The sequence below is a fragment of the Streptomyces lacaronensis genome, assembly GCF_047337785.1.
GTDB classification, from domain to species: Bacteria; Actinomycetota; Actinomycetes; order Streptomycetales; family Streptomycetaceae; genus Streptomyces; species Streptomyces lycopersici.
The window spans coordinates 8797266-8818103 of record NZ_JBLHDK010000003.1 but is presented as its reverse complement, the minus strand read 5'-3'; the positions used below and the strand labels follow the sequence as shown (position 1 = coordinate 8818103).

Sequence of the window (20838 nt, the reverse complement as noted above, 5' to 3'; positions counted from 1 at the left end):
TAGCGCTTCTCCCCCCTTGGGGGCGCGTCCATGCCAATTTGCGCCGCCGAGTATTCCCATCACCACCGGGCGCGCACAAGGGCGCGTTCACGTCATGGGCGTGAAATTTACACTGCGGACTCATGTCCGGACATGGCGGTGCCCGCACACCTTCGAGGTGTACGGGCACCGAATCAGGTATACGGACGAGCCGTCAAACCGGGCGGATCACCCCATGGAACCCCTCGCGGAATCCCCTCGCGGAATCCTCGCGGAACTCCCTGCCGGATCACCTCCCATGGCTCATCGCTCGACCGTATGCGGCTCCGGCTCGCGCTCGGTGAGCGTCGGCATCGCCTGCCGAGCGGGCTGGGCAGGCTGGCCGGGCCGCGCGGGCGCGGCCTCCCGCTCCGGTGTGGCGGCCGGACCGGCGGCCGGGGCGCCACCCTCCGCGCCACCCTCTGTCCGGGCCGCCGCCGGGATCTCCTGCTGGCCCCTCTCCAGGAAGCGCAGCAGCTCGACCGGGATGGGCAGCACCAGTGTGGAGTTCTTCTCGGCGGCGACCGCCATCACCGTCTGGAGCAGCCGCAGCTGGAGCGCCGAAGGGGTGTCGGCCATCTGGGCGGCGGCCTCGGCCAGCTTCGTCGATGCCTGCAGCTCCGCGTCCGCGTTGATCACCCGGGCGCGGCGCTCCCGGTCGGCCTCCGCCTGGCGGGCCATCGACCGCTTCATGGTCTCCGGCAGCGACACATCCTTGATCTCCACCCGGTCGATATGGACGCCCCATCCGACGGCCGGGCTGTCGATCATGAGCTCCAGGCCCTGGTTGAGCTTCTCCCGGTTGGAGAGCAGATCGTCCAGATCGCTCTTCCCGATGATCGACCGCAGCGAGGTCTGGGCCATCTGGGAGACGGCGAAGCGGTAGTCCTCCACCGCGATCAGCGCCTCGGCCGCGTCCACGACCTTGAAGTAGACGACGGCGTCGACCCGCACGGTCACATTGTCCCGGGTGATGCCCTCCTGGGCGGGGACGGGCATCGTCACGATCTGCATATTGACCTTCTGGAGCCGGTCGACAAACGGAGCGATCATGGTGAACCCCGGCCCCCGGATATCCGAGCGGAGCCTCCCGAGCCGGAAGACCACCCCCCGCTCGTACTGCTTGACCACTCGGGCCGCGGCCAGCACGCCCAGGGCGCCGAGGCAAGCCAGTACCACTACCAATGTCACGAGCGCATCGACCATCACGGCCACCTGCCGTCCGTATCGCGAACAATGCCCCTCGTGGGGTACTGATGTCCACGATAGTCCGCCCGCCGAGCAGTGGGGAGGGCTGTGGAAAACCCCCGCCGGGCCGCATGGAACGGCCTACCCCACCGACGCGGAGAGCCCCCGTCCGGCAGCACGGACGGGGGCTCTCGCTCAGCCTGGTGCGGAGTTGATCAGCGGAGGAACGGCGCCGATCAGTAGACGCTCACGCCGTACGCGTTCAGCGCCTCGACGACCGGCTGGAAGAACGTGGTGCCACCGGAGGTGCAGTTGCCGCTGCCGCCGGAGGTGAGGCCGAGGGCGGTGGAGCCGGCGTAGAGCGGGCCGCCGCTGTCGCCGGGCTCGGCGCAGACCGTGGTCTGGATCATGCCGTAGACGATGTCGCCGTTGCCGTAGTTGACCGTGGCGTTCAGCGCGGTGACCCGGCCGCTGTGGATGCCGGTGGTGGAGCCGCGTCGGGTGACCGTCTGGCCCACGGTCGGGTTGGCGGCCGAGGTGATGTCCTGGCTGCCGACGGTGCCCTGGGGGGTGACCGAGCCGCTGTACCGGACCAGACCGTAGTCGTTGGTCGGGAAGCTGGAGCCGGACGTCGGGCCGATGGTGGTGGTGTGGCCGGAGTTCGACCACCAGGTGCCGGCGCCGTCGGTGCAGTGGCCGGCGGTGACGAAGTAGTTGGCCCCACTGCTGTTGCGCACGTTGAAGCCGAGGGAGCAGCGCCAGCTACTCGCGTAGATCGCGTCGCCGCCCGAGATCAGCTTCTGAATCTTGCCGGAGGTCCGCTTGACCTCGATCGCGTCGGCGTTCGAGCCGGCGGTGTTCTTGATCTTGGCTATCTCACTCTGGGACACCGTGCTGTCGGCGGTGACCACGAGCTTGTTGGTCCCCTTCTCGACATACCAGGCGGTGCCCGCGACATCGGCCTCGAGGACGGCGCTGCTCGCCGACTTGGCCTCGGCCGCGCTGAAGGTGCGGGCGCCGTCGCTACCGGCGTAGGCGGCGGGGGCGGCGAGCACCGTTCCGGCCACCAGGGCGGAGGTCGCGGCGATCAGGGCGATACGTCTCGCCTGCTTGCTGTGGGGGGCGTTGCGCTTGATCCTCAACTCTTCCTCCGGGGAATCGGGGGTCCGCTTGGGTGGGCAGGCCCGTGAGGCGCAGTCAATGAGCACGCCGATATGACCGATTCGGCGTGCCCCTGACAAGCGCTTCCGGAAGTATTCGTGGCTCCGGGCGCAGCGCGCAAGAGGACAATTCGGAACAGCCGTCGGGCACACGCCACATAGCCCCGGCGGGTTCAGGCCGCCGGGGCTTGTGCTCCCATCCCCTTGGGTATCCGGTGAGACGGACGCACGGGCGATCGGGTTCCGTTATGGCGCGGACGTATCGCGTCCCGACGGCCGGACCGCCGCGCGGCCGCTCAGCCCCGCTCCCCCGGAACGGTAAGTCCCAGGTGGTCGCGGAGTGTCGGACCGGTGTACGCGGTGCGGAACACCCCGCGCTCCTGAAGCAGCGGCACCACCCGGTCCACGAAGTCATCGAGCCCGCCGGGGGTCAGATGGGGTACGAGGATGAAGCCGTCGGCGGCGTCGGCGGCGACGAATTCCGCCATCTCCGCCGCGACCGCCTCCGGGGTGCCGATGAACGACTGACGCCCGGTCGCCTCGATGACGGTCTGCCGGATGGACAGCCCTTTCTCCTCCGACAACGCCCGCCACTTGGCGGCCACGGCCAGCGGATCGCCGTGCCGCACCCGGCCCTGGACCAGTTGGGATTCGGGGTCGGGATCGATGTCCGGAAGTGGCCCGTCCGGGTCGTAGCCGGACAGGTCCACACCCCAGATCTGCTCCAGGGTGAGGATCGCGGTCTGCGGCGAGACCTGCTGCCGCCGGATCTCGGCGGCCTTCTCCCCGGCGTCGGCCGGGGTGTCGCCGAGCACCAGGGTCACCCCGGGCATGATCTTCAGCTCGCCGGGGGCGCGTCCGTACCGTGCGAGCCGCCGCTTGACATCGGCGTAGAAGGCGCGCCCGGCCTCCAGTGAGCCGTGCCGGGTGAAGATGATGTCGGCGGTGGAGGCGGCGAACTCCCGGCCCTCGTCGGAGTCCCCGGCCTGGATCACCACCGGATGGCCCTGCGGCGAGCGCGGCACGCCGAACTCGCCGTCGATGGTGAAGTGCCGGCCGGTGTGGGCGAACGGGCGCGGTGTGCCGTCCGGCGTCCAGGAGTCCCACAGCTCACGGGCGGCGGCGACGAACTCGGCGGCCCGGGTGTAACGGTCGGCCCGGTCCAGGAAGCCGCCGCGCCGGAAGTTCTCGCCGGTGAAGGCGTCGGAGGAGGTCACCACGTTCCAGGCGGCGCGGCCCCCGCTGAGGTGGTCCAGGGAGGCGAACCGGCGGGCCAGTTCGTACGGTTCGTTGAACGTGGCGTTGACGGTGGCGGCCAGCCCCAGCCGTTCGGTGACGGCGGCCAGCGCGTTGAGCACGGTGATCGACTCGGGCCTGCCGACCACGTCGAGGTCGTGGATCCGGCCGTTGTGCTCGCGCAGCCGCAACCCCTCGGCGAGGAAGAAGAAGTCGAACAGCCCGCGCTCGGCGGTGCGCGCGAGATGTTCGAAGGAGGAGAAGTCGATCTGGCTCCCGAGAGCGGGGTTGTGCGAAGCGCATCGGCCAGGGGTGGTGGTCGCCCCGGCGGGCGGGACTGTCCACACGGTGGTGTTGTTGACCCCGGGGAAGTGGGCCGCGAGATGGATCTGCTGGGGCCGCGAGGTCATCGGGCGGCCTCCCTCTCCGGGGCGTAGCGGTTGGCCGGGCGGGAGAGCCCCAGGTGGGCGCGGAGTGTCGCTCCGGGGTAGAAGGTGCGGAACAGCCCCCGGTGCTGGAGCAGCGCCACGGTGCCGTTGACGAAACGTTCCAGGTCATGGCGTGGGGCGACGGGGGTGATGTGGAAGCCGTCCACGGCGTCGGCGGTGTGCCAGCCGGTGATCAGCTCGGCGAGTTCCACCGGCCCCCCGCGGTACAGCGGGGGACCGCCGGGCGTGTCGGTCAGCGGCACCGGCGCGCCGCCCGTGGCCGGGGGGTTACCGGGCGCGCCCTCCCCGTCGGCCAGGTCCACGGCCACGGCGGCGAGCACGGTGAGCGCGCCGGGCTCCCGGCCGTGCGCCACCACGCGCCGCCGCAGCTCGTCGCGGATGCGGCCCGCCTCCTCCGGGGAGGTGGCGCGGATGTACGCCACATCGGCGTGTCGGGCCGCGGTCTGCCAGCTCACCGGGTCGGTGGCGGCGACGGCCACCACCGGGTGGCCCTGCGGGGGCCGGGGCACGATGGCCGGGCCGCGCACCGTGAAGTGGGCGCCCTCGAAGTCCACGTAGTGCAGCTTGTCGCGGTCGACGAAGCGGCCGGTTGCGGTGTCGCGGATCTCGGCGTCGTCCTCCCAGCTGTCCCACAGCCGGGCCACCACATCGGCCACCTCCGCTGCCTCGGCCCACAGCTCCCCGGCGGGGGCCGCGGGGCGGCGGCCCACCAGCCGCGCCTCCGCGTCCGTCGCCGACACCTCGATCCGCCAGCCCGCCCGGCCGCGGCTCACCCAGTCCAAGGTGGCCACGGACGAGGAGACATGGAACGGCTCGGTGTGGGTGGTGGTGACCGTCGGCACCAGGCCGATCCGCCCGGTGGCGGGCGCGACACGCGCGAGGACGGCGAGCGCGTCAAGCCTGCCCCGGCCCGGCCCCGGAGGGCCGAGGCTGTCGTCCAGGGTGATGAAGTCGAGCACGCCGTCCTCGGCGAGTCGGGCGAGTTCCACGTAGTACGGCGCCTGGTACTGCCCGTTGCCGTCGATGGCGGCGGCCAGGTGCAGGGTGCCGGTCGGTACGGCCATGGTCGGGGCCTTCCTCGTTCTTCGGGGAGTCAGCGGGTCACGGCTTGGGCAGCCCGGGCGGGTTGATCTCGGATTTCTTCACCGCCTCGCTGGAGAGCCCCCACCGCTTCAGGACCTTGGCGTACGAACCGTCCTGGATCACGTGGTCCAGGGCCGCGGCATAGGCGTCGACCAGCCCGCTGCCCTTCTTGGTGGTCGCCGCGATCTTGCCCTGCACCTGGTCGCCACCGCCCGAGAACCGGCCGATGATCTGGGTCTGGCCGGCCGAGGCGACGTGGTAGGCGGAGGTGGGGTTCGGGCCGAAGTAGGCGTCGATACGGCCGGACTGGAGGGCGAGGTAGTAGTCGGTGTCCTTCTGGAAGTACTTGATGTCCACGGGCTTGCGGCCCGCCGTCTCGTTCTGCTTGCTCCAGTCGACCAGGATCTTCTCCTGGTTGGTGCCGGAGGCGACCGATACGGTCTTGCCCGCCACGTCCTTCGGGCCCTTGACCCGCCAGGAGGTGCCCTTCTTGGCCTCGAAGGCGAGGTCGTCCAGCCGGTAGGTGGCGAAGTCGTACTTCTCCTTGCGCTCCTCGGTGACCGTCACATTGGAGAACACGCCGTCGAACTTGGAGCTGTCGAGGCCGACGAAGAGGTTCTCCCAGGAGACCGGCTGGAAGTCGACCTTGAGCCCGAGGGTGTCGGCCACCAGCGTGGCGATGTCGAGCTCGGAGCCGATCCGGGTCTTGTCGTCGGTCGCGTAGAAGCCGAGCGGGGCGGAGGCGTCGGCGCTGCCGCCGATGCGCAGGGTGCCGCGCTCCCGGATCGCGGCCGGGACCTTCGCCGCGATCGAGTCGACCTTCTTCCCTCTGACGCGGTGCTGGTCCGGGCTGATGTTGATGGCGTTCTTCGAGCCCTTGGAGCCCACCGTCTCCTGAGAGTCGCCGTCGCCGCAGCCGCCGAGCAGGGCGGAGGCGGTGAGCGCGGCGACGGCGGTGACGAGGGTGCGGCGGGTCTTCACGGGGGTGCTCCTTGCGTAGGTGGATATCGGTGATCTGGTGGACATCGGTGATCTGGTGAACATCGGTGGCATCAGAGGACCTTGGAGAGGAACGCCTTGGTGCGCTCATGGCGCGGGGCGTCGAGCACCTCGGCGGGCGTGCCCCGCTCGACGATCCGGCCGCCGTCCATGAAGACGACGGTGTCGGCCACCTCCCGCGCGAAGCCGATCTCATGGGTGACGACGATCATCGTGGTGCCCTGGTGGGCCAGATCCTTGATGACGTCGAGGACCTCGCCGACCAGTTCGGGGTCGAGGGCGGAGGTCGGCTCGTCGAAGAGCAGCAGCTCGGGCTCCAGGGCGAGGGCACGGGCGATCGCCACCCGCTGCTGCTGTCCGCCGGAGAGCTGCCGGGGGTACGCGGCCGCCTTGTCGGCCAGACCGACCCGGTCGAGCAGCGCCTCGGCGGCGCGCACCGCTTCCTTCCTGGGGTGGCGCAACGCCGATATCGGCGCCTCGACGATGTTCTCCAGCACCGTCAGATGCGGGAAGAGGTTGAAGTTCTGGAAGACGAAGCCGATCCGGGTACGCTGCCTGAGGATCTCGCGTTCGCGCAGTTCGTAGAGGCGGTCGCCCTGGCGGCGGTAGCCGACCAGCGAGCCGCCGACGCTGATCCAGCCGCTGTCCACCTTCTCCAGGTGGTTGATGGCGCGCAGCAGGGTGGACTTACCGGAGCCGGAGGGGCCGAGGACGACGGCCACCTCCCCGGAGCGCACCTCCAGGTCGATGCCGCGCAGCACCTGGAGCGACCCGAAGCTCTTGTGGACGGAGCGGATGTCGACCATGGCGGTCATCGGGTGGCTCCCCGCGAGAAGTGGCGCTCGACGTAGTACTGCGCGATCGAGAGCACGGTGGTCAGGATGATGTACCAGACGGTCGCGACCATCAGCAGCGGCACGACCCGGCCGTTGCGTCCATAGATGACCTGCACCTGGTAGAAGAGCTCGCCGATCGCCATGACGGAGACGATCGAGGTGCCCTTGAAGAGCGAGATCACCTCGTTGGCGGCGTTCGGCAGGATCGACCGCATCGCCTGCGGGAGCACGATCCGGCGCAGCTGCCGCAGCCGGGGGATGCCGAGCGCGGCCGCCGCCTCCAACTGTCCGCCGTCCACGGCGAGGACGCCGCCGCGCACGATCTCCGCCGCGTAGGCGGCCTGGTGGAGCGCGAGCCCGAGCACCGCGGCGCTCATCGCCCCGACCAGACCCGCGGTGTCGAAGGAGAAGAAGCCGGGGCCGAAGGGGACGCCGAAGTCGAGCCGCTTGTAGAGATAGGTGAGGTTGAACCAGAACAGCAGCTGGACGATGAGCGGGATGGAGCGGAACGCCCAGATGTAGGTGAAGGCGACCGACTTCAGGAAGGGACTCTGGGACAGCCGCATGAAGGCGAGGACGATGCCGAGGGCGAAGCCGAGCGCGGTGCCGTAGAAGGTGAGCTGGATGGTGATCCAGACCGCCTCGAGGATGGTCCGGGTGGTGAAGAAGTCGGCGAAGACGTCCCACTCCCAGCCGGAGTTGGTGATCAGGCCGTGGGCGAACTGGGCCACGAGGACGGCGGTGACGACGACGGCGGCCCAGCGCCAGGGGTGGCGTACCGGGACGACCTTGAGGGCGGAGTAGTCCTCGCGTTCGGCGCCGTTTGCGGCGGCCTTGTCGACGGGTGGATCGGAGGTCAGGGACATGGAGGGTCCTTCGGAGGGAGAGCTGGGGGTTGTGCGGGGGATGGTTTCCGGGGGGCACTCAGTCGGCCGGGCCCCAGGCGGTGAGGCGCAGGCGGTGGCGCTCGAGCGGTGAGGCTGAGGCGGTGAGGCTGAGGCGGTGGCGCTCGAGCGGTGGCGCTCAAGCGGTGCGACTCAGGCGGTGGCGCTCAAGCGGTGCGACTCAGGCGGTGGCGCTCAAGCGGTGAGGCTCAGGCGGTGACCGTGGCGCGACAGGACAGCTCGCGCAGACAGCGCAGCAGGGCGCGCGCGGTGGCGTCGTTCTGCCGGAACGCGGGCGCGTTGGTGCGGGGCCGGGCGAAGGCGCCCGAGGCGCGGGCGTCGGTGTGCGGGCCGAGCGCGAAGCGGCGCGGATGCGGGCGGCCCGCCCGGTCCAGGATCCGGGCGTCGGCGGAGCTGACGGCGAGCAGTCCGGCCGGGGTGGCGGCGGCGCCGTCGCGGTGCAGGGAGCGCAGCAGGGTGTCGCGGGAGCGGTCCACGGTCGGCTCCGGCAGCCGGGCCTCGACAAGCGCACGGGCCTCGACGGCATGGCCGGGCACACTGGCGGAGCTCGCCCGGAACACCCCGCGCACCGGATCGGTGGTCACGGTCGTCTCGGCGCCGAGGAAGCGGACCACTCCGGCGCGGGAGAGCGCGAGCAGTTGCTCAAGCCGCGGCCCCGGCGGGCCGGAGGCGAGGAAGCTGAAGAAACCGTGCCACCAGCCGCCGATGTCGCCGAGCCGGATCAGCTGGCCGTAGACGGAGAGCAGGGCGAGGAAGACGGCCAGGTCGGGGCTGTGCGCGGGGTCGTGGCGACGGGCGAGGTCGGCCTCGAGATGGCCGCGCAGCGCCTGTTGCAGGGCCTCGTGGTCGCCGAACCGCAGCCCGGCCAGGGGGCGGTCGAGGGTGTCGAGGTCGAGCCGGTCGGCCGGGTCGGGGACGGCCGCGGCGACCAGGACGTCCAGATCGGGGCCGCCGGGCGGGCAGGCGGCGTACTTCTCCTCGAACGCGGACCACTCCCCGGCCACGCGCTCCGGATGGGCGGTGAACAGCCGGTGGTAGTGGGCGAACCCCAGCTCCTTGGCGATCAGCGGCCAGACGTCGCGCCGGAAGTCCGGCCGCCCGGGGCGGGAGAGCAACGCATCGACCTCGGCGGGGCCGAAGAAGCGCGGCACCGGGGGCCGCTCACCGCTCAGCGAGTAGCCGATCTTGGCGTGATACGGCACACCGCGCCGCGAACCGGCGTACAGCACGGGCTCGCGGCCGGAGGGCCGGTAGACCAACTCGCCGTCCGGACCGCGCTCATAGCGTCCGCCGCGCCCCTCGGTGAGCAGCACCATCAGATCCACGAAGGCGAGGCCGAGGCCGCGTACGATCACCGGCTCGCCGGGGCGCAGCGCGCTGACATCGCTGTCGGCGGTGAACTCCGGTGGGAGGTGGACCAGTTGGTGCTCGGCGGCGAACGCGGTGAGCGCCCGCTGCTCGGCGTCGGGTTCGGCGTCGAGGTGACCGAGGGCGAGGACCACGGCGTCGGCGGTGAGCGGCGCGGTCCGCCCCTCCAGCCACACCTGCTGCCGCCCGTCGCGCGGCCCGGTGACGCGTACGGCCCGGTCCCGGTGCTCATGGACGATGGTGCCGGGCGGCAGATCGGCCACCGAGTGCTCGTACACCCAGCGCAGATAGGCGCTCTGGAGCCGTCTGGTGGCGAAGCTCCGCCCGGTCAGGGCGGCGGCCTCGGCGGCGAGTTCGGGCGGCAGGGGGTGCGGCGGCTCCGCTCCGCGGACCTCGCTGGCCTCGCTGGCCTCGCGGGCCCATTCGGCGAGGGAGGGGCCGGGGCGTATCGGGCCTTCGCGCTCCACCGACTCGTCGGTGAACATGGTGACGTCCTCGGCCATGGAGTTCATCCACAGCAGCGGGGACTGGTCGGGGCGCCAGATGCGGCCGCCGCCGGGCGGGTGCGGATCGACCAGGTGCAGCTCGAACGGGGCGCCGTCGCCGTACAGTTCGGGGGCGTTGGCGGCGATGCGCTCGATCAGACCGGTGGCACGCGGGCCCGCGCCGACGATGACGACCGTGGCGGGTGAGACGACCGTGGCGGGTGATCGGAAGGGGTGGTCCGGATGCGCGGGATGGTCCGGGTTCGCGGACATGCGGAGGCTCCGTGAGTTCTGAAGTGAACACACGCACGCACGGCCTTCACACACGCCGAGCCCCTCAGCTCGACAACGGCCGGGCCCCTCAGCCCGGCATGGGCCCGAGAGTAGGACGACCCCATGGTGCGCTGTCAAGACTGTCCGAACTGTGAGCAGTGCGTCTCACCGTGGTTGACGAGGAAGCGGAAGGCTGCTCCACTTGCCCCATGGACTCAAGGCAGCGACTGGTCACGCGCGACCACATCGACTTCGGTCGGGTGTGGTCGTCGTCCTGTTCGGGCTGACCGCCCGCCTCCGCTGCCGTAGGGGGACTCCCTTCCCCAGCGCTTTGAGGCTTCGCCCGCGCCCGCCGGACTCCCTCCCCCGGTGTGGCCGCAGCACATCCGCGTCGTCACGCGCCTTCGGCCTTCCCACACACGCCAGTGCTCCGCCCCTCCCCTCAACCCGTCTTCCGGCTACGGGGGTGTCCGGCGGTTCTTTCCCCTCCCCGCCCCTTCCCGTAACCATGGGCTCCGCCCCTGGACCCCCGGCCCGCGGGCGGAGCCCTGCCACGCGGCGAAGCCGCATATCGATGCCTCGAGGGGCGAAGCCCCGCCTTGCCCAAGGCCCGCAGCGAAACCCCCGCCCGGAGCCCGGAGCGAAACCGCAGCCCAAGACCTGAAGCCCCGCCCCGAACCTGGCCCCCTCACCCGGAGCCTGGCGCAACCCCCACCCCCAGCCCAAAGCGAAACCCCCACCCAGGGACTGGAGCGAAGCCCCGCCCAAGGCCCGCAGCGAAACCGCGGCCCAAGACCTGGAGCCCGCCCCGAACCTGGCCCCCTCGCCCGGAGCCTGAGGCGCAACCCCCACCCCCAGCCCAAAGCGAAACCCCCACCCGGGGACTGAGGCGCAGCCCCGGTCGGGGCCTGGGGCGGAGCCCCGGCCCGGGGACTGGGGCGCAGCCACGACCCGGGGACTGGGGCGGAGCCCCCGCCCAAGGCCCGCAGCGAAACCCCCGCCCGGAGCCCGGAGCGAAACCGCAGCCCAAGACCTGGAGCCCGCCCCGAACCTGGCCCCCTCGCCCGGAGCCTGGCGCAACCCCACCCCGAGCCCAAAGCGAAACCCCCACCCGGGGACTGGGGCGCAGCCCCGACCCGGGGTCTGGGGCGGAGCCCCGGTCGGGGTCTGGGGCGGAGCCCCGGTCGGGGTCTGGGGCGGAGCCCCGGTCGGGGTCTGGGGCGGAGCCTCAGTTTCGGGAAGGGGCGGGGAGGGGAACAGCCCGCCGCAGGCGGCAAGACCAGGGGAGCAGCCAGCCGCAGGCGGCACAAGCCGACGGGCACCCCTGGCAGCTAGCAGTCGCAGCCGCAGTCACACCCATCACAGCAGTCGCAGCTACAGCAGTCACCGCAATTGCTGCAGCAGTCACAACAGTCGCAGCAGTCACTGCACTTATGGCACAGGCCCTCGCGCGGCTGCCCGGACCACGGGTCGTGGTACGGGTCACGGCAGCACACCTGGCAGGTGCAGCAGAGCCCGGTCCACACCAGGCAGCCCGCGATCAGCCCCCGCCGGCGGCCGTGCGGCGGCTCCGGGGGCGCGCCGCCGGGGCCGCCCGGGTTGATCCACGGCGACTGCGGCGGCCCGAAGGAGGACTCCGGGGCGCCCGGAGCGTCCAGGGTGCCCGGAGCGCCCGCGGCCTGGCTTCCGGTGTGCGCACAGCCGGTGGTGCCGAAGGCGCGGTCGACCGCGCGCCCCAGCTCATGGACCAGCAGTACGTGGGCGAGCCGCCCGGAGCCCTTGCCCGCGAATTCGGTGTCCTTGAGCGCCAGCCGCACCCCGCGCACCGCGTCGTCGCACAGCCTGCGGACCTCGGCGAGGTCGGTCCCGGTGGCCGCGATCGGGTTCCAGGCGCCGGTCTCGGCGTCCTGGGCCAGGTCCTCCACCGCGTCCAGCAGATGCGCCAGCCGCCCGAAGAGCCGACCCGCCTCCTCCAGCGGGGCCCGGTTGCCGGGCCGCCCGGCCAGGACCGCGGTGTGCCCGAAGGCCGCCGCGGTCGCGGTCTCGGTGGGCTCGGTGACGGTCAGCAGAGGGGTGCCGGGGCCCGCGAGGGACTCCAGCTCTTCCTGCCGGCCGACCGCGTCGAGCAGCAGCGCGGTGTCGAAGCCGAGCGCGGCGCCGCTGCGCTCCCCGGCCCGGTCCCACCGCCCGGCCACCCGGCGGGCGGCCGCGGCGACCGGCCGCCGGGCCAACGCCCCGTCGCCGTCCGCCACATGGTCGCGTACCTTCGCCGAGGCCAGCACCAGCGAGACGGTGGCCGCGAGACGCGCCCCCTCGCCCTGGGCGACCGACGCCGTCCGCATCCCGCGCAGCGGACAGGGCCCGGCGGTCCGCCGCCAGCCCTCCGACCGCCCGGCCTGGGCCTCCACCAGCACCGATATCACCAGGCCGTCGTAATTGGTGGCGATGCGGGCGAACTGCCCGTGGTCCCCCCTCAAAGCGAGGCACAGCCCGCACAAATGCGCCATCCACTCGGTGCGCAGGTTTTCCGACAGCCGATGCCGACAAGGCCGGATAATGCCAAACACCACGATCCCCCGTTCACCCGTACGTCCCCGACGTCACCCGTCCGGCAGCGGCGGAGTCTACCCACCGCTCCGTCAGCCTTCGTAAGCAGGTGGAACTCTGATATGGCGCCAGCCGTTGTGCACCAGTAACGTCACGAATCCCCTGTGCGGCCGCAATCCACGTGGCAGACCATCCGCATCATGGACGACCATAGAGGGGCGGACAGTACACACCATCAGGGAGAGGAGGCGTCCATGGGATCGGTACGCAAGGCAAGTGCCTGGCTTGGCCTCGTCGACGACAGCGATGACGAGCGCTACTACGACGACGACTACGCCGAGGGGTCCGAGCCCGGCGGCTCCTGGATGACCGACCCGCGCGCGCGGGTGGCCGACGAGACCGCGCGGGACCAGGGCACCCGGATCGCCACGGTCACCCCGGACGGTTTCCGGGACGCGCGCGGCATCGGCGAGCTGTTCCGGGAGGGCGTACCGGTCATCGTGAACCTCACGACGATGGAGTCCGCCGACGCCAAGCGCGTGGTGGATTTCATGGCCGGGCTGATCTTCGGGCTGCGGGGCTCGATCGACCGGGTGGCCAACCGCGTCTTCCTCCTCACCCCGGCCGACTTCCAGATCGTCAACGGACAGGCCGGCCACGCCACGGGCTTTTTCAACCAGAGCTAGGCCCGGGGCCGCTCACCGGAAGGCGTCGATTCCGGTGAGCGCCTTGCCCAGCACCAGTTGGTGCATTTCGACGGTGCCCTCATAGGTGAGCACGGACTCCAGATTCGTGGCGTGCCGCATCACCGGATACTCCAGCGAGATCCCGTTGGCTCCCAGAATCGTCCGGGCCGTACGGCAGATCTCGATCGCCTCCCGCACATTGTTCAGCTTGCCGAAGCTGACCTGCTCGGGGCGGAGCCGCCCCGCCTCCAAGCGCCGCCCCAGATGGTGGGCGAGCAGCACCCCCTTGTGGAGCTCCAGCGCCATATCGGCCAGCTTGGCCTGGGTGAGCTGGAAGCCGCCGATCGGCCGGCCGAACTGCTCCCGCTCCCGCGCGTACTCCAGCGCCGCCTCGAACGCGGAGCGGGCCGCGCCCATCGATCCCCAGATGATGCCGTAGCGGGCGTGGCTCAGACAGCTCAGCGGTCCGCGCAGGCCGGTGACCTCGGGCAGCACCGCGTCGGCGGGCAGCCGCACCTCGTCCAGGACCAGCTCGCTGGTGACCGAGGCGCGCAGCGACCACTTGTGCTTGATGTCGGGGGCCGAGAAGCCGGGCGCGTCGGTGGGGACGACGAAGCCGCGGATGCCCTCGTCGGTGCGGGCCCACACCACGGCGACCCCGGCCACCGAGCCATTGGTGATCCACATCTTGCGCCCGCTGAGCACCCAGTCCGAACCGTCCCGCTTGGCGTAGGTGCGCATACCGGCCGGGTCGGAGCCGTGGTCGGGCTCGGTCAGCCCGAAGCAGCCGATGACCTCGCCGGCGGCCATCCGGGGCAGCCACCGCTCCTTCTGCTCCTCGGAGCCGAAGCGGTGGATCGCGTACATGGACAGGGAGCCCTGCACCGACATCAGGGAGCGGATCCCGGAGTCGGCGGCCTCCAGCTCCAGACAGGCCAGGCCGTACTGGATCGGGCTGGCGCCCGCGCAGCCGTAGCCGGTGAGGGACATCCCGAGCGCCCCGAGGGAGCCGAGCTCCCGGGCCAGCTCACGGATACCGGGGACCTCACCGCGCTCGTACCAGTCGGCGATGTGCGGCAGTACGCGGTCGGCGGCCCACTGCCGCATGGTGTCGCGGACCGCGAGATCCTCGGGGTCGAGGAGATCGTCGAGCCCCAGCGGGTCGTGCGGATCGAACGACGGCAGGGTGCCAGCGGACATGGGTGGCGGCCTCCGGTGGATGCGGTTCCGGGTACGCCGGGCAGCTACCGGCCACCGGGGCGCGTCCTCCCGCCCGGCGGCCGGGGTGATCAGCCCGGCCGCTCCGACGCTACGACCGGGTAACCCCCGGCGTCCAGACCTGCTCACGCCGGGTCATCAGGGGCCGCGCAGCGATCGGACGGGGCGAGGCCGGGACTCGGGCGGGCTGTCCCGAACCTGCGGCGGGCTGCTCCCCTCCCCGCCCCTTCCCGCAGCCAGGCACTCCACCGCACGGCGGCGGCTCCACCCCACCGCAACGGCTCCACCTCTGGGCCCCGGGTCTGGGGCGGAGCCCCAGTTGTGGGAAGGGGCGGGGAGGGGAAAGAACCGAGAACCGCCGGACACCCCGCAGGACCCGGCCCGGGTCGGTCAGGACTCGGCGGCGACGGTGGCGCGGTCGAGGCGGGCCGAGGCGTTCGTGCCGTCCGGCCCCTGCCGGTCCGTCGCCGCCTGCTGATCCGCCAGACCCTGCCGGTCCGTCGCCCCCTGCTGATCCGTCGGCCCCTGCTGATCCGCCGGGCCCTGGGTGGACTCCTCGTCGTCGGCGGCGCACTCCATCACCTTGGGCAGCCGCAGCGCGGCCAGCGCGCCGAGCGTCAGCAGCCCGGCGCTGACCGCGAGCGTGACGTGCAGACCGTGTACGAAGGCGGCGCGGGAGGCCGCGCGCAGGGCCTCCCCGGCGTGGCCGCCCAGCCGGTCGGAGACCTTGTACGCGGCGCCCAGCGACTGGCTCGCGTCGGAGCTGGCGGAGGCGGGGACGCCGGGCACCGAGGAGACGCCGGGCTTGTAGGCAGCGTTCATGACGCTGCCGAGGAGGGCGATGCCGATCCCGGCGCCGAGCTGGTAGGAGGTCTCGCCGATGGCGGCCGCGCCGCCCGCGGAACCGGACGACGCCTCGTTGAGCATGGACTCGTACGCGCTGAAGAGCGTGGTCTCCAGGCCGAAGCCCAGGACGATGAAGCCGCCGACGAGTACGGCGGGCCGGTCGGACTGGCCCATGGCGGTGAGCGAGAGCACGGCCAGGGCGGTGAGCGCGAAGCCGACCGCGACCATGACCCGCGGGCCGAGCCACTGGAGCATCCGGGACCCCACGAGCCCGGCGGCCATGGCGGCGAAGGTGAGCGGCAGCAGCCGCAGACCCGTCTCGAGCGGGGTGAGCCCGAGCACGAGCTGGAGGTACTGGGCGGCTATGAGCTCCAGGCCGACGAGCGCCAGCAGGGCGAGCACGATACAGCCGACGGAGATCGAGAAGGCGGGCCGGGCGAACAGCTTGAGGTCCACCAGCGGATGCGTACGGCGGCGCTGACGGCGTACGAAGAGCACCAGCAGCACCACCCCCACCAACACCGGGGCGGCGGTCACGGCGTCCAGCGGCCCCGCGCCGCTGCCCACCCGCTTGACTCCGAGGACGACGCAGAACAGCCCGCAGGCGGCCATGAGCGCGCCCAGCACGTCCCAGGGGCCGTTCTTGTCGCCGGTGGACTCCGGCAGCAGCCAGCGGCCGACGGGCAGCGCCACGATCATCAGGGGCAGGTTGACCAGGAAGACCGAGCCCCACCAGAAGTTCTCCACCAGGAAGCCGCCGAGCAGCGGGCCGACGGCCGCGCCGACGGCGGCGACCGCGCTCCAGACGCCTATCGCCAGCGCCCGCTCCCGGCGGTCCGGGAAGACCTGGCGCAGTATCGACAGGGTGGCAGGCATGATCATCGCGCCGCCGACGCCCAGCAGGGCGCGGGCCACGATGAGGATCTGGGGGTTGGGGGCGAAGGCGGCGATCGCGGAGGCGGCTCCGAAGAGCCCGTAGCCGAGCAGCAGGACGCGTCGTCTGCCGACGCGGTCGCCGAGGGTGCCGAAGAGGATCAGCAGCGAGGCGCAGACCAGTGGGTAGACGTCCACGATCCACAGCAGTTCGATCCCGCCGGGGCGCAGATCCTCGGTCACCGCCGGGACCGCGACATGGAGCACGGTCGCGTCCACGGCGACGAGCAGCAGACTGACGCAGAGCACGAGGAGCACGACCCAGCGGTTCGACCCGCCGCTCGCCTCGGTGCCGCGCCATTGCCGGGGAACGCCCGCCGTCCGCCGATTGCCGGCCGTGGTCGTCCCGGACATGTACGCACCTCCCTGGGTCTTGCGCTCGCGGTCCGCCGTCGTGACAGCTGTACGTCACGTCGTAGGGACGTCCGGGTGACCCCGGTGGCGAAGGCGCGAGTGAGAGGTCAGGGTACGCGAGTCCCCGCGCGAGCCGTGTGCCGCAGGTCATGTTGGGACCTGCCCGCGGATGGTTACGGAGGCGTACGTTCCAGACTTCCCCTTTTGTCCCCCGTCCCTCTGCCGTCCCTCCTGTGTCCTCCCGGCGTCCCACTCGCGTCCCACCTGTGGCCCACCCGCGTCCCACCTGTGGCCCACCGGTGGCCGTCTTCCGTTCGTCCTCCGTTGCCGTCCGCCGTCGGCCGTCATTGCCGTCCGCCGTCGGCCGTTGTCGTCCGCTGTTCCCGCGACACAGTTGTCCACAGGCCCCGCGGCCCCTCCGCGGAGCGTTGTCCACAGGCTCCGCGAGCAGCCCGGATCATCCTCGATAATCGTCGCCGTGACTGATCTCGCCCAGGCCGGCACCGCGCCGCTCAGCGACGACGGCCGACCGGGCCGCGCCGCTGGTCGCGCGCTGCGCCGGGCCGCTCCAGCACTGCTCGCATATGCGGGGACGCGCCTGCTCGGGCTGGTGGTTCTCGCGATCTGGGGAGCCTTCGCGGACAAGAGCCCGCATCAGCTGCTCTCCGCGCGCTGGGACTCGCTGTGGTACACCCGCATCGCCGCGGAGGGGTATGGCTACACGCTCCATCTGCCCGACGGCGCGGTCCACTCCAACCTGGCGTTCTTCCCCCTGCTCCCGGCGCTGGAGCGAGTGATATCGGCCATGACCCCGCTGGACGTGGCCGACGCCGGTCTGCTGGTGAGCTCGGTCACGTCCCTGTTCGCCGCCTGGGGGATCTTCGCGATCGGTGACCTGCTGTACGGGCGGCGGGTGGGCGTCACGCTGGCCGTGCTGTGGGGTGTGCTGCCGGTCGGCATCGTGCAGTCGATGGCGTACTCGGAGTCCCTCTTCACCGCGCTGGCCGCCTGGGGGGTCTACGCGGCGCTCACCCGCCGGTGGCTGTGGGCGGGGCTGTGCGCGGCGCTGGCGGGGCTCACCCGGCCGGTGGGGGCTGCGGTGGTCGCCGCGGTCTGGGTGGCGGCCGCGGTGGAGCTGCTGCCGGAGGGGCGCCGGCGCCAGGCGTGGCGCACCGGCCCACCTGTCGCCCACCACCACTCTCGACGGAGGCGCTTCGCGCCCTTTCTCCAGCTTCTCGCGGGCGTCGTGCTCGCGCCGCTGGGCTGGCTGGGCTATGTGGTGTGGGTCGCCCTCCGCACCGGGAGCGTCACCGGCTACTTCGACGTGCAGAACGGCTGGGGCAACGGCTTCGACGGCGGTCTGGCCTTCGCGGGCTTCATCGGAGGGCTGCTGATCGAGCCGCCCTTCGCGGGCGGGCTCGGGCTGCTGCTCGGCGTCGGGGCGCTGATCTGGCTCGCGGTCCGCTGTGTGCGGCAGCGCCAGCCGCTGCCGCTGCTGGCCTACGGCGGGGCGGTGCTCGTCCTGGCGCTGGCCGCGAAGGGGTACTTCGGCTCCAAGCCCCGGCTGCTGATACCGGCCTTCCCGCTGCTGCTGCCGATCGCGGTCGCCCTGGCCCGGCTGCGCCCGGTGCGCACCGCGCTGGTCCTGGGGTCGGTGGGGCTCGCCTCGTCGGTGTACGGGGCCTTCTGGCTGCATGGCTCCGGGCCGCCCTGATCCGGCCGGCGCCGCGATCGGGCCGCCCTGATCCGGCCGGCGCCGCGATCCGGCCACCCCGACCGGCCGGGCGGAGCCCCGCGGACGATCACTCCCGGCCACCCGGCGACGCCAAGGGAAACTTCGGGGAACGCTATGGCTAATGGGCGATAAACACGCCCTGTAAGAATTCCATAAAGTCCCTGAGACACGCCCATTGGAAGGTGGGGAGCAGAAAAGTTCCGGGGCCTCGCGCATTCCTTGGAAAGGGCGCGGCCAAAAGCCGTGGGCGAGACGCACTCCACATCACATCGTCATCACAAAGCGACCTGATCGACTGAACCCGCCTGTCACGCAATGTAACGTCGATTAGGTGCGTACCGAAGACAAGCTCCCCGCGACCGAGGAGCGAAGGCCCGATCTCGCGCGACCGCGCATGACCCGAACACGCTTCTGGCTGCTCGGGACCACGCTGGCGGTCTACGCGGCGACCGTGATCGGCGTGCTCACCACCTCATGGCTGGTGAAGCTCGACTGGCAGGTCATGCTCTTCCGGCCCTACAAGCAGTGGCCCGAGTTCCACACCTTCCTGGACTACTTCGTGGTCATGGGCCAGCGCGGGCCCACCGCCGTGGCCGTCGCCGCCTGGCTGGGGTGGTGCTGCTACCGGCAGCGCACCCTGCGCCCACTGCTGGCACTGGGCACCTCCCTGCTGCTGCTGAACGCCACCGTGGGCGCGGTGAAGATCGGCTTCGGTCGGCTCGGTCCGCACTACGCGACCACCGTCGGGTCCAACGAGATGTGGGGCACAGGCGATATATTTCCTTCGGGTCACACCGCGAACGCCGTGGTCACCTGGGGCATTCTGGCCTATCTGGCGACCACTCCCGTGGCCCGCAGGGTCGCCTCGCTGATCGCCGCGGGCTTCGCCTTCGGGGTCGGCATGACCACCGTCTACCTCGGCACCCACTGGCTGAGCGATGTGGTGCTGGGCTGGGCCGCCGGGGTGCTGGTGCTGCTGGCGCTGCCCTGGCTGGAGCCCGCCATGGCCCGCGCCGAGGTGCTGCTGCTGACCCTGTGGCGCCGGTTGCGCGAGCGCCGGGCGCCCGTGCCGGTGCCGTCCGGGCGGCCGGTCGCCGGGACCCCGCTGGCCACCCCGCGCACCGCCCGCGACGACGAGCTGCCCACCCGCGAGACCGTGGCCGTGGTCCGGCCCGGCACCGCCACCGGCCGGAGCCCCGACGGGCGGCCCCTCCACCCGGTCCGCCAGCACACGATGCGCTCCGAGCGCACCCCGGTCACCCCGGTCGGCAGCCGCCGGCCGCCGCACGCCGACCGGGTGCCGCGCGCCACGGCGCCTTTCGGCCCGTCCGGCGCCTCCCGGGGCCGGACGGCCACCGGAGGCTGAGCCGCCCACCGGGCCGCGGGGCGGTACGCACCTCCTCCCCCGCGCCGACCGGTCACACCCGCGCCACGGCCCCGGAACGCTCCCCCGAGAGCGTTCCGGGGCCGTCGTCGTATCCGCGCCGGGCGCACCGGCCCATCGGCCCATCGGCGCGCACCGGCGCGGACCCGGGCCGGTCGGCGGGCGGCCCGTCAGCCGCGCCCGGTCAGCGGCCACGCCCGGTCAGCCGCTGCCACACCCGGTCAGCCGCGCCAGCAGCGCTTCACCGTGCCGTCGTCCACCTCGAAGTCGATCCGCCCCCGCAGATACTCCATGGTGATGATCGCGCCCGGCGGAAGCGTCCGTACGGTGCTCCAGCCGCGTGCGCGCGCCCTCTCCTCGGCGGTGTCGGCATCGAGGCCCACATAGCTGTCGAGGTCGTCGTCGGGTTCGGCCGGAAGGTTCGGTACAGGTCCCATGAGAGCCACCGTAGGTGGCTGTCTACGGGGGGCAAACCCAGAGTTGTCTTGGACCGCCACGGGACTACCACCGTCCCATGCCTCTCACGGCCGCCATTCGTCACACTTGTGTCACAGAAAACACGCCCGGGTTTGTGAACGACTTCATCACTCTTCCGGGGCTTGTGTTGACGCCTCGAAGATGATTGCGAGTTTCCGTCGATATCCCGCGCCAAACGGCCGGCTCCGGTATGAGCGGCGGTGCGCGGGCGAGATCTGTCGAACAATTCACGCGGCGACCGGAAAAGCACGGCCCGGACTCCTGCGGAGCGCACAATTCCGCCACAAATCACCGGGGGCCGGGGCCCGAGGTTTACCCCCACCCGGACGCGGTACCCGCCGCCCCGGAGCCAACATGACTGACAGATCCGATGAGACCCCCGAGAAGACGGCAGCCGACGGCCCGAGCCCGCCGGCACTCCTCCGTGCCGCCCGCGAGCAGCTCGTCGAGCTGACGGGCCTGTGCCCCGAGTCCCTCCCCCGTCTGGAGCGGACCGACGACGGATGGCTGCTGGAGGCCGAGGTGACAGAGCTGGTCCGGGTGCCGGAGACGATGAGCCTGATGGCCCTGTACGAGGTGACCCTCGACCCGGACGGCCTGCTCACCGGCTACCGACGCCTGCGCCGCTATGAGCGTGGCCGGAGCGACCGCCGCTGAC

The 20838-nt window shown here is 71.8% G+C and carries 16 protein-coding genes; 4 read left to right on the top strand and 12 right to left on the bottom strand.

Going from position 1 to position 20838, the window contains the following annotated elements; translation table 11 throughout:
- Positions 1 to 282 precede the first annotated feature (282 nt).
- The 9 genes from ACMTAK_RS38005 to ACMTAK_RS37965 all read right to left on the bottom strand — a co-directional run bounded on the left by ACMTAK_RS38005 (position 283) and on the right by ACMTAK_RS37965 (position 12567).
- Positions 283 to 1224, bottom strand: coding sequence for a slipin family protein (locus tag ACMTAK_RS38005; protein WP_413810347.1), 942 nt, complete (start codon positions 1222 to 1224; stop codon positions 283 to 285).
- A gap of 218 nt (positions 1225 to 1442) precedes the next feature.
- Complete coding sequence (locus tag ACMTAK_RS38000) at positions 1443 to 2348, bottom strand: S1 family peptidase (protein ID WP_413810346.1); 906 nt, start codon at positions 2346 to 2348, stop codon at positions 1443 to 1445.
- A 314-nt stretch (positions 2349 to 2662) separates the two neighbouring features.
- Positions 2663 to 4012, bottom strand: a complete 1350-nt coding sequence (locus ACMTAK_RS37995) for an NtaA/DmoA family FMN-dependent monooxygenase (RefSeq protein WP_413810345.1) — start codon at positions 4010 to 4012, stop codon at positions 2663 to 2665.
- Positions 4009 to 5115, bottom strand: coding sequence for an LLM class flavin-dependent oxidoreductase (locus ACMTAK_RS37990; protein WP_413810344.1), 1107 nt, complete (start codon positions 5113 to 5115; stop codon positions 4009 to 4011). Before ACMTAK_RS37990 ends, ACMTAK_RS37995 begins: the two co-directional genes overlap by 4 nt.
- A gap of 37 nt (positions 5116 to 5152) precedes the next feature.
- Positions 5153 to 6115 carry an ABC transporter substrate-binding protein gene (locus ACMTAK_RS37985; protein ID WP_413810343.1) on the bottom strand — a complete coding sequence of 321 codons (963 nt, stop codon included), beginning with the start codon at positions 6113 to 6115 and terminating at the stop codon, positions 5153 to 5155.
- Between the two features lie 71 nt (positions 6116 to 6186).
- Positions 6187 to 6939, bottom strand: coding sequence for an amino acid ABC transporter ATP-binding protein (locus ACMTAK_RS37980; protein WP_413813123.1), 753 nt, complete (start codon positions 6937 to 6939; stop codon positions 6187 to 6189).
- A gap of 5 nt (positions 6940 to 6944) precedes the next feature.
- Positions 6945 to 7835, bottom strand: coding sequence for an amino acid ABC transporter permease (locus ACMTAK_RS37975; protein WP_413810342.1), 891 nt, complete (start codon positions 7833 to 7835; stop codon positions 6945 to 6947).
- 227 nt (positions 7836 to 8062) lie between these two features.
- On the bottom strand, positions 8063 to 10000 hold the full coding sequence (locus tag ACMTAK_RS37970; RefSeq protein WP_413810341.1) for an FAD/NAD(P)-binding protein: 1938 nt from the start codon (positions 9998 to 10000) through the stop codon (positions 8063 to 8065).
- A gap of 1331 nt (positions 10001 to 11331) precedes the next feature.
- Complete coding sequence (locus ACMTAK_RS37965; protein WP_413813122.1) at positions 11332 to 12567, bottom strand: DUF5685 family protein; 1236 nt, start codon at positions 12565 to 12567, stop codon at positions 11332 to 11334.
- Positions 12568 to 12801: 234 nt separating this feature from the next.
- Between ACMTAK_RS37965 and ACMTAK_RS37960 the strand changes: the two genes are divergently transcribed.
- Positions 12802 to 13233: a cell division protein SepF gene (locus ACMTAK_RS37960; protein WP_413810340.1), complete on the top strand. Its 432-nt coding sequence runs from the start codon at positions 12802 to 12804 to the stop codon at positions 13231 to 13233.
- A gap of 12 nt (positions 13234 to 13245) precedes the next feature.
- Here ACMTAK_RS37960 and ACMTAK_RS37955 read toward each other — a convergent pair whose 3' ends face one another.
- Both ACMTAK_RS37955 and ACMTAK_RS37950 read right to left on the bottom strand, forming a co-directional pair.
- Positions 13246 to 14433, bottom strand: a complete 1188-nt coding sequence (locus ACMTAK_RS37955) for an acyl-CoA dehydrogenase family protein (RefSeq protein WP_413810339.1) — start codon at positions 14431 to 14433, stop codon at positions 13246 to 13248.
- Between the two features lie 408 nt (positions 14434 to 14841).
- Positions 14842 to 16584 carry an MFS transporter gene (locus tag ACMTAK_RS37950; protein ID WP_413810338.1) on the bottom strand — a complete coding sequence of 581 codons (1743 nt, stop codon included), beginning with the start codon at positions 16582 to 16584 and terminating at the stop codon, positions 14842 to 14844.
- A gap of 478 nt (positions 16585 to 17062) precedes the next feature.
- Between ACMTAK_RS37950 and ACMTAK_RS37945 the strand changes: the two genes are divergently transcribed.
- On the top strand, positions 17063 to 18298 hold the full coding sequence (locus ACMTAK_RS37945; protein WP_413810337.1) for a hypothetical protein: 1236 nt from the start codon (positions 17063 to 17065) through the stop codon (positions 18296 to 18298).
- A gap of 352 nt (positions 18299 to 18650) precedes the next feature.
- Positions 18651 to 19685 (top strand): phosphatase PAP2 family protein, encoded by a 1035-nt coding sequence (locus tag ACMTAK_RS37940; protein ID WP_121824032.1) that lies wholly within the window; start codon positions 18651 to 18653, stop codon positions 19683 to 19685.
- 239 nt (positions 19686 to 19924) lie between these two features.
- Here ACMTAK_RS37940 and ACMTAK_RS37935 read toward each other — a convergent pair whose 3' ends face one another.
- Positions 19925 to 20140 carry an I78 family peptidase inhibitor gene (locus tag ACMTAK_RS37935; RefSeq protein ID WP_413810336.1) on the bottom strand — a complete coding sequence of 72 codons (216 nt, stop codon included), beginning with the start codon at positions 20138 to 20140 and terminating at the stop codon, positions 19925 to 19927.
- Positions 20141 to 20534: 394 nt separating this feature from the next.
- Here ACMTAK_RS37935 and gvpO point away from each other — a divergent pair, with 394 nt between their 5' ends.
- A complete protein-coding gene (gene gvpO / locus ACMTAK_RS37930) occupies positions 20535 to 20837 on the top strand; it encodes a gas vesicle protein GvpO (RefSeq protein WP_413810335.1) in 303 nt (100 codons plus the stop codon).
- The last annotated feature ends 1 nt before the right edge of the window (position 20838 follow it).

Bases quoted from the DNA above. Each gene is read 5' to 3' on its own strand.
- ACMTAK_RS38005 (WP_413810347.1), bottom strand. From the start codon at position 1,224: ATGGTCGATGCGCTCGTGACATTGGTAGTGGTACTGGCTTGCCTCGGC.
- ACMTAK_RS37995 (WP_413810345.1), bottom strand. From the start codon at position 4,012: ATGACCTCGCGGCCCCAGCAGATCCATCTCGCGGCCCACTTCCCCGGG.
- ACMTAK_RS37990 (WP_413810344.1), bottom strand. From the start codon at position 5,115: ATGGCCGTACCGACCGGCACCCTGCACCTGGCCGCCGCCATCGACGGC.
- ACMTAK_RS37980 (WP_413813123.1), bottom strand. From the start codon at position 6,939: ATGGTCGACATCCGCTCCGTCCACAAGAGCTTCGGGTCGCTCCAGGTG.
- ACMTAK_RS37975 (WP_413810342.1), bottom strand. From the start codon at position 7,835: ATGTCCCTGACCTCCGATCCACCCGTCGACAAGGCCGCCGCAAACGGC.
- ACMTAK_RS37970 (WP_413810341.1), bottom strand. From the start codon at position 10,000: ATGTCCGCGAACCCGGACCATCCCGCGCATCCGGACCACCCCTTCCGA.
- ACMTAK_RS37960 (WP_413810340.1), top strand. From the start codon at position 12,802: ATGGGATCGGTACGCAAGGCAAGTGCCTGGCTTGGCCTCGTCGACGAC.
- ACMTAK_RS37955 (WP_413810339.1), bottom strand. From the start codon at position 14,433: ATGTCCGCTGGCACCCTGCCGTCGTTCGATCCGCACGACCCGCTGGGG.
- ACMTAK_RS37950 (WP_413810338.1), bottom strand. From the start codon at position 16,584: ATGTCCGGGACGACCACGGCCGGCAATCGGCGGACGGCGGGCGTTCCC.
- ACMTAK_RS37935 (WP_413810336.1), bottom strand. From the start codon at position 20,140: ATGGGACCTGTACCGAACCTTCCGGCCGAACCCGACGACGACCTCGAC.
- gvpO (WP_413810335.1), top strand. From the start codon at position 20,535: ATGACTGACAGATCCGATGAGACCCCCGAGAAGACGGCAGCCGACGGC.